This window comes from Pseudoalteromonas sp. OF5H-5 (assembly GCF_021530695.1).
Classification (GTDB): Bacteria; Pseudomonadota; Gammaproteobacteria; order Enterobacterales; family Alteromonadaceae; genus Pseudoalteromonas.
Genome location: NZ_JAKGBF010000019.1, coordinates 42,875 through 59,192, shown reverse-complemented (window position 1 = coordinate 59,192; position 16,318 = coordinate 42,875). Strand labels below are relative to the sequence as shown.

Sequence of the window (16,318 nt, the reverse complement as noted above, 5' to 3'; positions counted from 1 at the left end):
GCTATTTTTTGCGGCGCTTACCATTTTGTAACTTCAACCATCCCGGTTTTTGTGAACGATTTAATTCACTTAAAATAAGGGTTGCCTTTTCTATTGTGATCCTAAAGTCGGCGATATCTTTGTATACCTGAACTGCTATTTTCTTTCTTTTTACCGCCGCGCCGGCATCTAAAAATGACTCGACCAATTTATTCAAAAAGCGTGTTAGCGGCGAGCGAACTCGGGTATTATCTTTACTTTCTAAGCGTTGTGTTTGTTGCTCTAGTTTGCGCTTTATTTGCGTTAATTCAGCTTGGCTAAATTCGCTTTGGGCATTGGGCAACGCTTCGAACAAGTCGAGCTTGTCAGCTAAGTATTGGCATTCAATCGCGCTGAGTTCCTCTTGTTGTATAATTCTACTTAAGCCATTTCTAAACTCAGTTTGTGTCACGCTGCGGTGGCTCAGGCGCTCGCAATGCTGATTAAACAACTGCCACTTTTGCCACATGTAAACATAGCCCAGTCCCGCGCCTTTGATATTTTGCATGCCGACGATAATTTGGTGTTCATTTGGCAGTGCTTGTTTTGCGATGATTTGGTTTAAAGCATCAGGCTTGATGTCGCTATCATGCACTAACGTACATTTGAGAGAGGCAAGTTGCTCTGCAAGCGCTGCGGTTTGCGAAAGCCTAGTGCTCAGGTCTTCAACTTCCAAAAGCGACTGGGCAATTGTCCACGCTTCAAAACGCTTTAGAGTAGGGTGATGTGTGTCGTCCTCATTATTAAGTTGCGACTGCAGCGAGTCGAGGCTTGAAAACGCAGACTCAGGTAGCTTGTCTGTCGTAGTATTTAATGATGCGATCAGCGCATCTCGCGATAATGTGAGCCTAAGGCGCCTGAGTAAATCGCGCAGTGCGTTGTGGTCGTTATTGCTGAAAATACTGTGTAAGAGATTTTCCAGTGCAACCATAAAGTACTTAAAGAAGCCATCGATATTGGTGCCGATCACCACAATGGCATCAAAATGCAGATCATTGGCCATAATGTTCGCAAATACTTGCGAGCGCGCTACACGGTCGTTACGATTATTAATTAATGCAACAATTTGCGCCTGCTTTCCCTGTTCGACGATGTTTAAGCGTTTCCAATTTTCTATCGTTGCTAGGCGTTCGTTGGCAGACATGCTGTTGATAAAACTTTGACTGATTGCACCAATCTTTGCAGTCGTAAACTGCTGAAGCACGCCAACATCGGGAATAACCCTAGAAGCCGTTTCTTTGAACACATAGTCTTTATTGATGCCAATATATTGCGCCATTTTGCAGACTAAGGCGATGTTATCCGGATGCTCAACATAGGGATATTTTGCGAGAATGTCAGGCGTTATTTGATACCCATCACCCCAATGAATCTGAATGAGTGACGTGTTTTTTTGCTCCGCCGCCAAGTTGAGTACTGAAGCCATATTCTGCTCGGCGGTGAACACTTGGGTGTTGTAACCCAAAAAGGCAGACATCTCTTTTGCTACATCCAAGCCTGTTGGGCCTAAAATATCTTCATGATCTGGGTAGGCATTAGTAATGGTGGCGAAGTTATCTTTCATCCAGCGCACTAGAATTTTTACATATCTCGGAGTCAGGCCCATACATTCCCACAGGAAAACGTCCGCTTTTACCTGCTTTGCAAAATGTAGCACATCAGCTTGCTCCCAAATACTCGCTTTGTCGAAAGGCCGAAATAGTGGGATCTCATATTGCTCACCAGAAATTTTTGAATAGATAAGCATTGCTTCACAGCCCGTGGTCTTGCTCACGACTCTCAGCGCCAAACTGCTAAATAAGGCCGACTTCAGCCTCTCGGTTCCTGATTTTCCTCGTGTTCCCCAGCCGCCAATGGACACCGGAATGTGTTTTCGATTTTGTTTTATTCTTTTACTGACATAAATATGCCGAGTCCAAAAGTAGCTAATAAATGCAAGCACAAAGAAAACCAGCTGCGAAATACTATTTTGATAAATGGCATCGACGTATTCTTTAAAACTGCTCCAAATGGTGAGTAGCGCAGAGGTGACACCAGAGCGAGTATAAAGTTGCTGAATGTCTTTCGCGACAGGAAATGGCGTTTTTGCGATGTCGCCATAGGCACTAAAGTGTAGAGAAAACCCCAGCGTGTTAAGTGTATCCAAATACTTACCTTGCTCAAGTTCGTTGCCCTTTCGTAAGCGGTCTAGCTCTGCAAACTGCCATGTTATGGTCCAGTACGCCTTAAGGCGTCGCCACAAAGTCGATGGCGGAGTAACGGCTAAAATACCATCCGGCGTATAGGTTTTGGCGTCTTCTTTACTGTGGTCATTAGTCAGTACACTTAGCAAAAAGTCGAGTAATGGTAGATGTGGTCGGCTCGTTTGTTCGGCGATATTAAAGAGCAACTCCCCCGGCACTTTTGTTTCGCTAATTTCCGCGGTAGTGCAGCTAGGGACGTGGATCGATACGCTGGGCTTTTTCGCTTTGGTATGGGAATAGCTTTGACGTTTATCGGTACTTGGTTGTCTTATTTCGTGTATTACTCGCCATAATCTTCTTGCTTGACGATATCCTTGTTGGATACGCCAGCCAGCTTTTGTTTTTGAGGCATTAAGACTTTGACCGCGCTGTGCAATATAAGAAAGTGAGCGGCCCAGTTCATCACGAGACCAAGTTGCCAATGCGTCACTTTGTTCGTTGGCTTCAAGAGAAGCATTGAGCTGCGCGATGATGGCTTGATGATAGAAGCTACCTAGCTGTTCCCTGGCTCTGGTGATATAACGGCAAACGGCGATGTTTGTTTCGTTCGATAAGCAGTCATTTAAGGTATCAATAAACCGTTTGAAGCAGAGTTCGGCTTGATTTGATTCAAGTTGCATATTCAGCATAATACGTGCGCTTTGCTCAAGCGCTAAGCGCTTGAGCTGCATACTAAAGTCGCCTGTTAGCACACGTTGCCACAGTAAAAATGCAAAGTTCTGCTGGCAAAAGCGGTCTGCGGATAACTGTTTTATCAAGGTGAAAAGTACGGCATTTTCACTTTCTTGCTCAAACCGTTTGGCGATTAACTCTTGTGCAAAGGATGTGGGATAAAACTCGACAAACTCTAGCGTAACTTGGCGCACTCTGGGCAAGGTGTGCTCGCTGAGTGCACAAAGCATATTGAGATCTTTTTCTGTAAGCTTTGGCTGGCTGACAATAATTTTAGGGAAGATACTCAAAATATAGAGCACTTCTGCATCAACTTGCTGACTATTTTCAATGTCGTTCGCTTCTTCAAGCAAAGCCCACATGTAGGCACGAATAAAGGTGGGGCGTTGATGTATTAAGATCTCTAGAATATCGACGGTGGCTTGATAGGGCATATTGTCAGACTCAAGCAACTCAATAAGTTTGGCGATAAGCTCTGCGTCTAATTCCGAGTCAACCTCATAGTTGTTCAAGGTTGCGACCATATTGACTAGTGCACGGATCAAGCCATGACGAATATGTTGATTTTGGCTATGGGCGAGTAAATTTAAGCAAAATGGCTGCAAATCCAAACGTTGCCAAGCATTTTCTAGAGTATCGTGATGAGCACGTAAATATCGGTTAGTTAGGGCGCCAAGTTTGGCAATTAAAAACTTAATTTGCTGTTCTATCGTGGCAACTTGATGTTGATATCGAGCAACTACAGCGCCTTCGTCAAACCATCGCGAAAATGCTTTTTTATCTTGTTCTAACGCGACTTTAGTGGTGCCAAGTTCTTGAGCATAGGCGATAATATGTAGCTCTTTTTCACTGGCAAATTCAGACTTAGCGATACGCTGTACAAATCCGGTGTGGGATACCTCGAGCAGCAAAATTTGCTCATGTAGGGTCTCAATTTTATGCCGCAAAAAGGCGATAGATTGAAGTACCAGCCAGTCGGTTTCATCCTCGTTTTCAGGGCGATTGTAAATGAGTTCCCATGCGCACAATTCGTCGATCAACGCACTGTATTTATGTTGATACAAGTTCAGCCAAAACTTTTCAGTTTCGGCAAAAAATAGGGCTTCTAATTGACTCTTTAAGGCTTCAACGCTCATGTAAATCTTGCTCTAATAAATGACTTAGCTGTAACGATTCAAAAATAATTTCATCGTGAGCATAGGGGGCAAAAGCGGTTTGCTGTAAATTGCCTAAACGTACTTGTAGCCCAACCTGATGGGTATTGTTAAACCAGTCTTGAGTCCAAGTTACACCTAACCAACCCGCTGTGTTATGACTAAAGTCAAAACCCGTTTGCCAACCCAATTGAGTTAAGTATTGCCAGGTTGGATTAGGACGGTTCTGATCGGCAAATACATAGCTTGATGTTAATCCAGCGTGGAAAATATGGCCTTGATAAAATTGATACCAATCAAATGAAAACAGTGCATTGTCGAGCGTTTGCCAATCTTGATTTGACGTCAGTGTAACGCCGGAGCTGAAGTAACTATCAACCCAAGGCTGATAGCGCAGCCCAGCATGCGCTTGCCAGCCGTGCTTATGATTATTACGGTAAAAGGTGTACATATCAGGGCCAATTTGCTCATCTGCAATAAATTCGTCCTTGCTGATACTGGTGTAAGTGTAAAAAGGCTGCCACCACCAAATGCTTCTAAAACCGCTGTTATAACGGTGAATTTGGCCAAACTTTGCCGAAATACTAGAGCTTAAATGGGTTTCACTGATAGCCGTTGCATCCTGCCAACGATTACGCACCCTCGCTTCTGCAAACCAGTTCGACTGCTGAGAGAGCCAATCGTATTGACCATTGATAGAGAAGGTGTCTTGGTGATGATTATCCATCGTGAAGAAAGTATCGATGCGGTACCAGTTATTCTCATCCTTCACTCTCAACGATAAACCTAAATCGAGTGTGGTACGGCTGGGGCTAGGCTCCGTTGTCTGTACAATGTCGTCGCTATCAATATTCAAAAATCCTTCGACGCCAGTGCGACTTTCATCAGTTTCAATACGAGCTTGCTGAAATTTGGGCTCAGCATTTGTTGGTGTTAACTGTTGTTTGGCTTTTAAGAACATTGGCACTTCAGGTACTAGGTTAACGCGATGCAAAGTTGGACTTAACGTCCAGATAGACATGCGTGCTAACGTTTGCTGTTGTTGGCCAGTTAGTGAGACTTGTCCTGCCGGGTGAAAATAGGTGGCTTCATTTCTAATACCATTGGCAAAGGTTTCAATTTTAATCAGACTATCTCTAGTTAATTTCGCCGTGATTGGGGTTGTTTCATCAGAGCGATAAAAAATTTGCCTCGTATCCAATGGGATATCATGCCATTGACCTTGGCCAAAGTATTGCGGACGTACGCTAACGCTTTGCCCCGATAAAGGGTTGAGCCAACGCAATTGCAATAGTCCTTGTCGCGTCTCAACTTGTTTAATGCCGTAATAGAGCGGTTGCGTTGGCTGCAGCGAGATCACATCACCTTGACTTGGCCCCACCAGCTCTACATTAGCAGGCGGTGCCACGATTTGCTTGGCAGCAGAGTAGGCAAACTTTACTCTTACTTGAACTTGTTGATACTCAGAAAAATCAATAGTCAGTATTTCGTTTGCTCTGAGTGGCAGGCCTGACGGCTGATTTTCTGTGAGGTGAGCGGTGATCTGGTCACCAACGCTTTGCGCCGCAAGCGTATCAACTTTTACCTTTTGTGTGCCCACATAACTCGTGTATTGTTCCGCAGCAAGCCATTGACCATAGCGCATCAAGCGGGCATATAAATCGGTTAAAACGGCATCATCCGATAAACTCGGGTGCAGACGTTGAAGGACCCTGTTGTAGCTTTCGTTAGACAATGTTTGCTGACTCAATTGATACAAGGCATTTATCGCAATTTCTTTAGCACTGAGCTCATCTGCTATGTTCGCATCAGTGCTACTAACCAAGTGCGCAGACTTATCTGCAAAAGCTGGAGTGTTAGCGGTTTCTGGTTGCACCCGGATCTCTACAAACAACTCATTACTACTGAAAAGTGTGAGGCTTTCATTTGCCGCTAATTGAATATATTGCTGCGATGCAACAGATAATCGAGTCGCTTGTGGCTGCAATTGCAAGTTTGCTGCAATATCACTAAATATGGGTAAAATCCGGGTTTTGGCGTTGTGTTCATATAGCAGCCATTGAGTATTTTTGTATTCTTGTCCTTGGTACGCAGCACGTGCACTTAGCTTGACCGTCAAAGGCGTTTTAGCAACCAGTTTGATGGGTTTACCTGAACCTAGCGGGTACAGCTCAGTTTGATTATCCAGTGACTCCACGGCTTGTAGGCCATAGTGATTAAGGCTGTATTGAGGCTGGGTCAGTTCGTTTGTTTGAATTGCCGCGACTTGTTCGGCCTGTTTTGGTGTTAATGCCATTTGCTGGCTTGTCCACAGCGCTTCTTGCTGAAGCCCAGAGTCAAGCAGGTACGTCAACAGGATATCATCGCATTGATATTGCGTGATATCAGTTTCGTGGGCAGCGCATAATAGGCTAGCTTGGATATATTCATTCTGTGCTAAATATCTCGAGAGTAGTTCATTGGCAGCGTACTCTCTTAAAGATTGAGCGGTGCTTATTAGCAGTGATTTTAGTAATACCTCGGCGTTTCCACTGCGTTCTAGCTGAGTCAAAATAGCAATATTCAGTTGCCAAGCCATTAGCGCAACTTGCTCACTATGCCCACTCAAATACGGCTTCAGTTTCGCAAGCGCCATGAGTGGTTTGGTCTTTGCTACCATTTGCAGTTCCGCAAGTACTTTAGTGGCAGTAAACTGGTCGTGGTTGTCTGTCTTAACACTTAGTTCCGGTGCACTCAGCCCGCTAAGAGATAAATAGTAAGTGTCCGCTCGATTTTGTTTGCTTCTTGCCAGCAGACCTTGAACCAATGACCCTTGGCCTAGCGCTTCTTGCGTCATGGTTAAGAAGTCGGGAAATGGTTGTACGCGGTTTATTGCTACAGCGATATCAAGCGCTTGCTTAGCCCCTTCAATCATCACAACTTTGGATGCTGGATTCATGTGTAGGGTAAGTCTTTGAAAATGACTGCTAGGCGCAACAAGCAGCGTATGTTGGCCATGCTCGCTGGTGATGGTTAAGCGTTCTGGCGTTCTTGCTCGAACATACAAGGTAATTGCATTATCAATTCTCAGTATGTTCTCAAGATGATACTTCAGTGGCTGAGGCGATGTAATGTAATTGACTCGCTGAGCGCTTGAAGTGAGCAGCACTTGCCCAGCGGCGCTGCGGCTGCCCAGTGTTACTCCACTTATCGCAACATGATGAGTGAGCGGTTGAGGGGAGCTTGGCGTTAAAAAATACACCGTAGAGGCAATATCGTTAAGCATTTGCTTACGTTTGACCGCTAACGCCGTGTCAGAAGCGTTAAAAGTGAGTGGAGAAGTATCACCATTCATGTAAAGGGCGCTGAGCTGCTCGTTCAGCTGTTTATTCCAATACGGACTAAATAGCGACTCTTGCTGCTTTATTCCTGCATTATCGTCGTAAATACCACGGTGCATTTGTAGTAAGTTAAGGTAGGCAGGCACCGATGTTGTGATAGTGAGATAACTACCTTGCGGGACAGCAATATAATCTTGGTTAGACAAGCCGACTTTAGGCTCAAGGTACTCATCCGCTTGGATGTCTGATATTGCAATGGTGCTTATAACCTCACCGTTGACTTTAATTGTGACAGTACCATTTTGCGCAATCGCGTGTAGATCTTTTCGAACTTCTAGTTTGAGCTTTTTGGCGTGCTCAAAGAACAAGCTTGTCATTTGTGTAGGTTGTAGGTGAAACCAGCGCTCTGTATCTTGCGCTAATTGCAGTGTTTGGTCGTCAAGCCCTGGCAGTCTAAGTGCGCTTCGATACGGATCTCTGTGGCTATGCATGCTGCCTTGCCAAAGCGCGAGAGATTGAGCGTTATCACCGGTGTAAGCAACCTGAATTAAGCGGTTTTGTGCTATTGCACTCAGTTGGCAGCGGGATTGAATACATAACCAATCGGATGTTGGAATGGCACGTCGTAGTTCTGGGGTTTGCCCCGCAAAAAATTCGAATGTGTCGAGGGCACTTGGCGTTGTGACTAACCACGCGTGACTTGGCAAAAACAGCCACGCTTTTTGCTGCGGTGCAAAGTGCTTGTTAGCATTGGCTTGGATAAATTGCATACGTGACAGATCAATCCATTGGGCAGCCGTTTGTATCCCTACCTCATTGGCTCGGGATATCGTTGCAAACAGCAGTAGTGTCATTATAAAAGTGATTGCACGCATTTAGTAAACTGCTCTAGTTGTTGATTGTTATTAATTAATTGCTTTCTTGTTTGATAGCTTAGCTCAATATGGATAAAGCTATATTCAGGAAGCGCAAGCTGATGCATGATATTTTGCGTCCCGCCAAGTTCTTGCACTTCTTGAGGGTAAATCAGCGCCCGATAACCTTGCTTAACAAGACAAGACTTCAACTTCCATAGTGTGTCGTCATTTGTTTTGCCTTGGCTTAAAATTATTTCGCTTAGTTTACCGGCGTCGGTTTTTCGCTTCTTCTGACTAAACCCATGTATTTGGAACACTTTTGCTATTGGGTGTAAAGATGTAAAAGCTATGATAGCTGACGCGTGAATATTGTGAGGTTGCTTGGCGTAATCATAGGTTTTACCAGTGTCATTGTTATCGTATCTGTGTTTTGTGTTGTTCAGTAACACTTGGCAACTGTGCTGGAAAATGTGCTCACCAATGATCAGCGTATGTTTATCATGAAAGCGATGTGGAACAGACACCACGCAAGGTCGATGCGTTGGCGCATACGTGACTTCGCCGTGCGCGTCACTTTGAGGCTTTGGCGTCAGTGTAAATTGCTCTGCTTGGTGCGTAAATTGCCAGCCATCAAGTGCTACAGGTTGCTTAAACCAGTGCGCCATTTTGCTGCTGTCGGGAACCGCAGCGTTAACATTCAATGACAAGCACAATGCCATGTAAAGTGCGTAGCGACTAAGGCGTTTCATCTTGCCACCAGTTTAATGTTGCATCAGGCTGTTCATGTTCCTCTAATACACTTATCCAAACATCATGTGAAAAGCGAAGCGTCATGGTTTTAGGCGATGTTAAGTCTTGAAACAGTGGCAAAGTAATACTTGGGTACTCGTACAGCTCTGCGTGATTAGGGTTAAAAAACATCCTCGTTTGTGCAGGGTTTAGGTGTAAGACAAAGTGTTTAGCTAAAATCGTGTATTCATCGCTTGGGGTGATTACTTTTGTGCTATCCAGAGCGGTTGCTACCGTGATTTCAGCTTGAGGTTCGGCACTAAACACTTTGACGACCAAAGCGTTAGGTTGCAAGTTATTCTCACTAACAGCAACGGTAAGTGGCGTTGTTTTTGCCACTTTGTACAGGCGGATCTTCCGCACGGTTCTTGGAAGCCCTTGATTGATGAAAAGTGCTTGGGTGTTCGCTAACTCCTCTATTTGTAAGCTGTTTAACGGAACTTCAAATAGTGTAGGTTTGCGCTTTTGCTTCACAATCACACTGCTTGGGTAGCTTGTTGCTTTACCGAGCTTAAAGAGTGCAGATTTAGCTACCTGACGATATTCAAACTCCATTTGCGGTACTGAGTTATCAAAGTAAGCTTGCTCAATGGGCACCAACGCGATATCCGATACAGCTAAAAGCTGATCTAAGTCTTTGGAGCGGTATTGAGGCAGCAACTCAGGTACTTCTGGTGGTGCTTCAAATAAGCGCACCGATGCTATCTGCTTTTGTGTGTGAAAGAGGTAATGGTTGTCGGCCTTTTGGCTAAACCATGCGTCAATCCCCTGATAAATTGGACTTTCAGGGTCGCACATTGGGTCACAGCGATGATTCAGGTAATTAAATGTTGGGCTGCGGGCTTGCAGCTTCACCATCGCGTCTTCGGCTTCAATTTTAATTTGATTAACGTTATCTGGTATTGCCAAATAACGCTTCTCTGCGGTTGGTAAGGTTTGTCGCTCCGTGGTTTCAGTTATCAGTCTATCAAACAAAGCTTGCTCCGCCGTTGCGGTAAAAACATAGTCCTTGATCCGCTCATTGTTGTTATAGAGGCTCACAGAGAGAGTGCTGCCCATGGGCGCGCGCCACTCTAAAGCGATATCGCTTTTAGGAGAGACTTGATAGTAAACCGGCGTTTGCGCGTTGAGCATATAATAATAACTATGCAGCGGGACTATAGGGTCGACGCCATTGCTAAATACCCGAATGCTGGTGGGGGCGTTTGCGCTAATGGTAACAAGGCCTGTAGGTAAGTTGCTCAGTCTAGATTGGGTAGTGGCTAGCATCTCAGGAGTTAGTCGCTTAGGCGCGCTGAGTTGGCGTAAATCATGCCAAACAAAAGTAAGGTTTGCATTTTCGGGATGGCTTAATAAATATTCAGTGTGTTCATAGACACGAAAACTGGCGCTTAGCTGCTCCGAAATCAACAAACTGTCTAAGTCTAGCTGGGTCGAAAAATCATGATTAAGCACATTGTAGGGGAGTGACTCATATAACAAGTCAGCACGAAAGTCGATGTTAGGCACGCCCTGTGGCGCTAGCTTTTGCCAATCTAACATGACCGAATTGTATTTTTCTTCGTTGGTTAAGGCGTTTTCACCTATGGTGTGGTAATTCGTCATGCGTTCACGCCACTCAGTTGGCCTTTTCAGCCATGCTTTGGCAGGGTCGATAATACTGTTACTGGTTTGGGCATGGACGCGTACTACCACGCCTTTAAGCTGAGCATTTTCTGGTATTAGCTTTAACGTGATGGTTGCAGCCTGTTGTAACTCTTCACGATTTAAATAAAAGGATTGTCCAGACGCCACGGCCAACGCTTCACGGTTTTCAATGATCTGTTTTACTTGTTGCTGAAAGTCGTTCGAGGCGGCTTTAGCTGCATGGTGATAAGTACCGCGATAAATAATCGCTCCTTTTGCATCAAGTAACTTATATTCAATAGCATAGTTGACGGGCTGATCATCCAGTGGTTGCGATTCGAATATCCCATTGGACAACACCCGAACAGACATGGTCCGAGACGGAGAAAAGGAAAACTTCAGTGCACTGTCGGTTTTTAGCCAATGAACATTGGAGCGAATATTAAACAAGGTCGAGGTATTTGAAGGCTCCGCCGATTTTACCCACACAAATAAAGTGACGGCGAACCAAACAAAAAGTAGCAGCAAAGCCGTAAAAATAGCAAATCGTAATACCTGCTTAATCCAGTACATAACGCCCCTCATGAACCGCTTTTGCATAAGTGGCTAAATCAATAATGCGATTTCTTCTTGGTAAGTATAGCGCGAGCAGTGCGTTGTCACGGGTAAACATTAATCCCAGCTCACCATTTCTATGCGTGCTAAAGGCGCTTATTTTACATTGGCTTTCAAATTGACAAAGTGCTTGGAGCACCGGTAAATGTTGGGTGGTGGCATAACGCCCAGTGGCCACATTAAGTGCGTCAATAAATTGTGCACTGGCCTCATGCCAATCATTTGGAGAGAGGGCAAGCAAATCGATTATTTTGAGTTTAGGTGTGTGTGCAACGGCTAAAAGGCGTTGCAATAAAGCATCGTTGGTAATGGCAAAGTGCGATTTAAAATCTGATGCCAACCACAGTGCTGCTAACTCACTTTTTGGCGCGAACAGCTGATACCCCGACTGCGGTGTGGTACCGAGTTCTAATCCTCTGGTTGCTTGTTGTCCCAATACGGTTTGAGTATTAACACCAAGATCAGCTAGCACCCTTTGAAGTTTAGCAATAGTGTCATTATGAATAGGGTTAGGCGTTGTGAATTGGTATGCAAGCGCTGAAGGTCTGATGCTTGCTGGCGCGCTATGACTGCGGATCTGTAAATTAAGTAAGGGGTTGTCGTAAAAGTAGCGCTGTGCACTTTGATACACCACATTAAATAATGACCGCACGTTGTCGGCTGCCATTACATTTGCATCTATGCTGGTATACGGATGAGCACCAGCGATTGCCAGTAACTTTGCATGGGTGGCCGTAAACAACTGCCCAGAGAACTCCAAGGTGTTACTTTCAAAGAGTGGTCTAGGCACCGCAATGGTGAGGGATGGTTTAGCCAGCAAGGCAATAAAGTACACCCCTTGACCCAAATTATAGGCAGATTTGGTATCTAAAGGAGAAATTGCAACGAATTGCCCTTGGTTATTTTCAACTAAAGTTAATTGATACTGTAATAGGTTTGCTACGCGATTTATCTGGCTCAACCTTACCTCAAGCGTTTCCGGCGTTGTTACTATCTCGAGGTTTTGGGTGATGGCAAATAGCGGCCTTAACACTTCATATTCCCACAGTGCAGCACTGGTATCGCTCAGTGCGCTAAATGCACCGCTACCCTTGGCGCTAATGTGACTAGAAAATGCTTCAATAAGTGCCTGTATGCTCTCATCGCTTGTGCTTATTCTATCTATGTCTTTGTCGATACGTTGCAGGCCATATGCGCTTAGCAACGACGAATAGCTATCCGAGTTTAAATACGCCTCAATCATCTGGCCATGGAACTGGTTGTAAGGTAAAGGTGCATTTGCCGCGAGACCAAAGTGTGCATCGTTGATGTTAAACAAGGTAGCAAGTTCAGATTGTTGTACTGAGCTTGGCACACTGTTAAATATCCACATCTGTGCGTCTTCTTTTAAACTGTGTTGGTGCATCAACTGGCTTACTTGCCGATTAATTTCTCTGAGTTGGACGACCTCTGGAATATCCATCGCCATAAAAAAGTCACTATAGAACTCGCTTTGTTTACCGTTCTTATCGCCACTTTGGTTAGGTCGCGCATTGCCAAACGCCATTGCCTGGCTTTGCCAATAGGAAAACAATATCCCACCCGCCTCACTGGCAAGCCGCTCTGCAGTGGGGTAGGGGACGCTGATGATATGGGCTTTTTGAGCAGTTAAATTAATGATAAACAGACCGCGCTTGTGATCTTGTTGATTGTCTTTTATTACTAAAAATTGTGTTGTACGTTGCAAAGAAAAGTCGGCTTGACGCAGTAAGGTGGCGGCCTCGACATAGTGTGACTCACTATCCTGCTTAAGCAACCTAATTGCTTGTTTAAAGTGGCTACGTTGCTGCTCGGTCACATATTGACTGACATTAACGTTAGCCGCATTTTGAGTATACAGCTGGCTCTTGTAATTACTGATCACTTGGCCGAGCGTTAAATCGCTGGCTGTTTCATTTATCGCTAATGTATTACTTTGTACGAATAGGCTTGGAATAACCATAATTGCAAAACCAATACAGATGGCGATAAAGCCACCAACAATTGAAGTTTGAAAAGTTGCACGGATCACAAGGCCTAGCGCATTTTTTTGGTAAATTTTAAGGGCGAGTAAGGTCGATAGCATGTAGCCAAAAGCAAAGGTATCGGTCACTTTTAAGGTTGGGAAGTAACCGACGACGACGTAGTTTAAAATCAGTTTGTAGACAAAGCCGATATTAAAAAACAGCAGCATGAGTCGCGCGCCTTCGATATTGGCGTGTTTTAAACGGGTAAAGTTTAAGACTACATATCCAAAGACCAAAATAATCGCTGTTTCTACGAATGATGTGAGCAGCTTAGTGGGTTGCATCAGTTGTAGTGCTAGCAGCGCTGGCAGCATAATGCCATTGAATTCCCAGCCGTACTTTAAATTAGCCCTTGATGCGATAAAAGCGGTGATCACCAAGATAATATAAGCTTTAGGGGCTGCAATAATTGAGGCTGCAACAGCTTCGTACATGACGGCAAGATTGGCAATGCTAAAGTTGGTAAACGCCATCAATCCAAAACGAATGATGATATAGGTAACAACCAACTGAATAGCGGTGACTTTTATGCCATATTTAAAGCCACCATTCCACATTACATTGGCGGTCAAGGCGATGATAATCAGCCCGAGGCTATACAGCTGTGCGGCGTAATCAAAAGTGATGTCCCATTGTGTTAAGTACGCGGCGACCAGCGGCCAAAACAGCACATCCATGGTAACTCGAACAATAATGCTTAACAAAACGATGGCAAAAAATCGGTCACGGCCAAACATTTCTGCATAGCCCAGTCGCTCAACAAGTGTTTTGGCAAAAAACCGCATTAAGCTATAAACAACAATGGCCTCAACAATGATCACCCAAGCCGATGTTGGGCTCACGATAAATAAAGGGACTAGGTAACCTGGCACCACTAAACCAGTTAACGGGAAACCAAACCTTAGATTGAAAAATGCGACAACCGCGATGCCTATCCAAACACACGTGATAACGGATTGCCCAAGTCCGCCCGCGCTTGGGAATAGCGTCAGCGTCCAGTCCATCTATTCCTCATCCCACTCTTCAGGCAAAAGTTGCTCGTTAACCGCAAGCTGCTCTGACAAGTGTGTTAAAAAGGCTTCTTTATCATCTAGCTGAGATAACTGCTCGCCAAGGTCAATAAATTCAAACAACACCCCGCTGGTTTCAAATGGGGTGCTGGCGTTAAGGCTGGTTGATTGTTTGAGTAAGGCGCGAATGCTCAGTAAATAAGTTCGATTGTCTAAATATACGGGTAATACGATTTTGCCACGTTTTAGGGTTAAATAGCGCAGCTTTCCTTTAGCTTGTTCACTATCCATCTCGGTACAGCGACAAAGTAAGTCTAAGGCGGACATGTCGAAAATAGACAGCTTATGTTCTCTAGCAAAGCGTTCAAGAGATTCATTTACCTGCACAATTTGGCCAAATAAGTTATATAAAATACTGGCACTGTGAAGCTGGTTGAAGACATGCTCCAGTGAGGTGAGTTTTTGATCCATCTCATTAATTGCATTTTTGATTTTATGACTTAGTGGCTCTTTCAGAGAAAAGGTCAGCGCCCGAGTCAGTGTGCTTTTGAGGTTTTTTTGCTCAGCAGAAAACACTTTATAGTGGAATAATAATTCACCGATTTGATGTGCAAAGAGATTTACATTTTTAATAAATGCTTGCTCATCAAAGTTGTCTTGAGGAGTGACGGTTAGCGCCCAAAAACCCCGAACATCACCTGCGTACATCAAAGGCGCGATATACTGCTGCTCATCTTCAGCTAGATGTTGGAAGAAAGGGCGGGTAATTTTGATGGCACCAAACGCTTTGATTGCATCTGAATAGGGTACTCGCTCGTAGTCTCTCCGCATCTCTAAGATATCGCTGAGCTGACAGTGTATTGCACGTATTTCAGTTACTCTGTGGTCCCCCTCTAAGCGGGTGAGAAAGATACTTCTTTTCAGGTTGAGCTGTTGATTAACCAGTTGGATGATTGCATCCCAAGGTTCGTTATGCTCAAGAAAATGCCGTGGTAAGTATCGACCCATCATACGTTGCTGGATTAGGGCTATCAGTGATTTTAAGTTTTCCTCTTCTGACCACTTCAGTGAAATAAACACCCAAATTAGCGATAGCCATATCAAGGAAAACAACTCACCAAGCGGCAATAACACGGAGTACCAATGATGCGCAGCAAGGCCACTTATGATCAGTAATATGCTGGTGGATATCGCAATGATGACATTGGTCTTGGTCGCATTTCTTTGGTACCACACTAAGAAAAATATTGATGCTAGTACCATGAGTGCGACTATCGTCACTTTATTTAAAGGCTGAATAAAGCTGTCGGATGCAAAGCTATTGGCAATAAATGCTTGTAGGTAAACAGGCGGAAGTTCTTGCGCCCCAAAATAAGCATTACTATTCAAGCGTGAAAATTTTGAGTGCTGAGCAACTAAGATGACCTTTTCGCTAAGTTGTGCGGTGAATAAGTCACCATCAAGCACTCTCTGCGCACTAAATTTTGGTAGTGAATAATAAGGCAGCGAGTAGTCTATGATTTTGTTGAGGTATTCACCATGCTGCGGAAATATTTTATCCCACAATATGTCACACGCGCCTGCTGGTGGTGCGAGACTAATTGCGCTGCCGTACCAATTTTCTGTCTCCAATAAACAAACCGATTGCGTATTGAATGGATAGTAAATTGAGTCATTGTTTTGTTGTGGCGAAAGTTCGGTATTTGCAAAGAACACAACGGCTTTTGGTTGATAGCCAGAGAGTATTTTTGCTAACTGCTGATGTTGTTGCTGTAAGTTTTCCGCTTCAATCACGACTACTTGCGTTGCTTGCGTGGTGTTGAGCTTGGAAAACCATTGTAACCCAATTAGGTTTACCTGTTTATATAAGCCTGATGCTGACGCGATCAACAAAATAGCGAATAAACTCATAAATAGCCAAAACTCACGTTGGCGTTTTATAAAGTTTAATTGACTAAAAATCGACATG

Annotated in this window: 6 protein-coding genes; all 6 read right to left on the bottom strand. The window is 44.3% G+C overall.

The genetic code is table 11. The features are described 5' to 3' along the window. Window position 1 precedes the first annotated feature (1 nt). The 6 genes from pgsB to L1271_RS21095 are packed head-to-tail and all read right to left on the bottom strand — an operon-like array spanning window position 2 to window position 16,317. Window positions 2–4,069: a poly-gamma-glutamate synthase PgsB gene (pgsB, locus tag L1271_RS21120; protein ID WP_235368723.1), complete on the bottom strand. Its 4,068-nt coding sequence runs from the start codon at window positions 4,067–4,069 to the stop codon at window positions 2–4. Further along, window positions 4,059–8,282 (bottom strand): hypothetical protein, encoded by a 4,224-nt coding sequence (locus L1271_RS21115; protein WP_235368722.1) that lies wholly within the window; start codon window positions 8,280–8,282, stop codon window positions 4,059–4,061. The genes pgsB and L1271_RS21115 overlap by 11 nt, the downstream gene beginning before the upstream one ends. Next, window positions 8,261–9,013, bottom strand: a complete 753-nt coding sequence (locus tag L1271_RS21110; protein ID WP_235368721.1) for a hypothetical protein — start codon at window positions 9,011–9,013, stop codon at window positions 8,261–8,263. The genes L1271_RS21115 and L1271_RS21110 overlap by 22 nt, the downstream gene beginning before the upstream one ends. After that, complete coding sequence (locus L1271_RS21105) at window positions 9,000–11,252, bottom strand: hypothetical protein (protein ID WP_235368720.1); 2,253 nt, start codon at window positions 11,250–11,252, stop codon at window positions 9,000–9,002. The genes L1271_RS21110 and L1271_RS21105 overlap by 14 nt, the downstream gene beginning before the upstream one ends. Continuing rightward, window positions 11,239–14,343: a poly-gamma-glutamate biosynthesis protein PgsC/CapC gene (locus tag L1271_RS21100; RefSeq protein WP_235368719.1), complete on the bottom strand. Its 3,105-nt coding sequence runs from the start codon at window positions 14,341–14,343 to the stop codon at window positions 11,239–11,241. The genes L1271_RS21105 and L1271_RS21100 overlap by 14 nt, the downstream gene beginning before the upstream one ends. Then, window positions 14,344–16,317 (bottom strand): hypothetical protein, encoded by a 1,974-nt coding sequence (locus L1271_RS21095; protein WP_235368718.1) that lies wholly within the window; start codon window positions 16,315–16,317, stop codon window positions 14,344–14,346. Window position 16,318 lies beyond the last annotated feature (1 nt).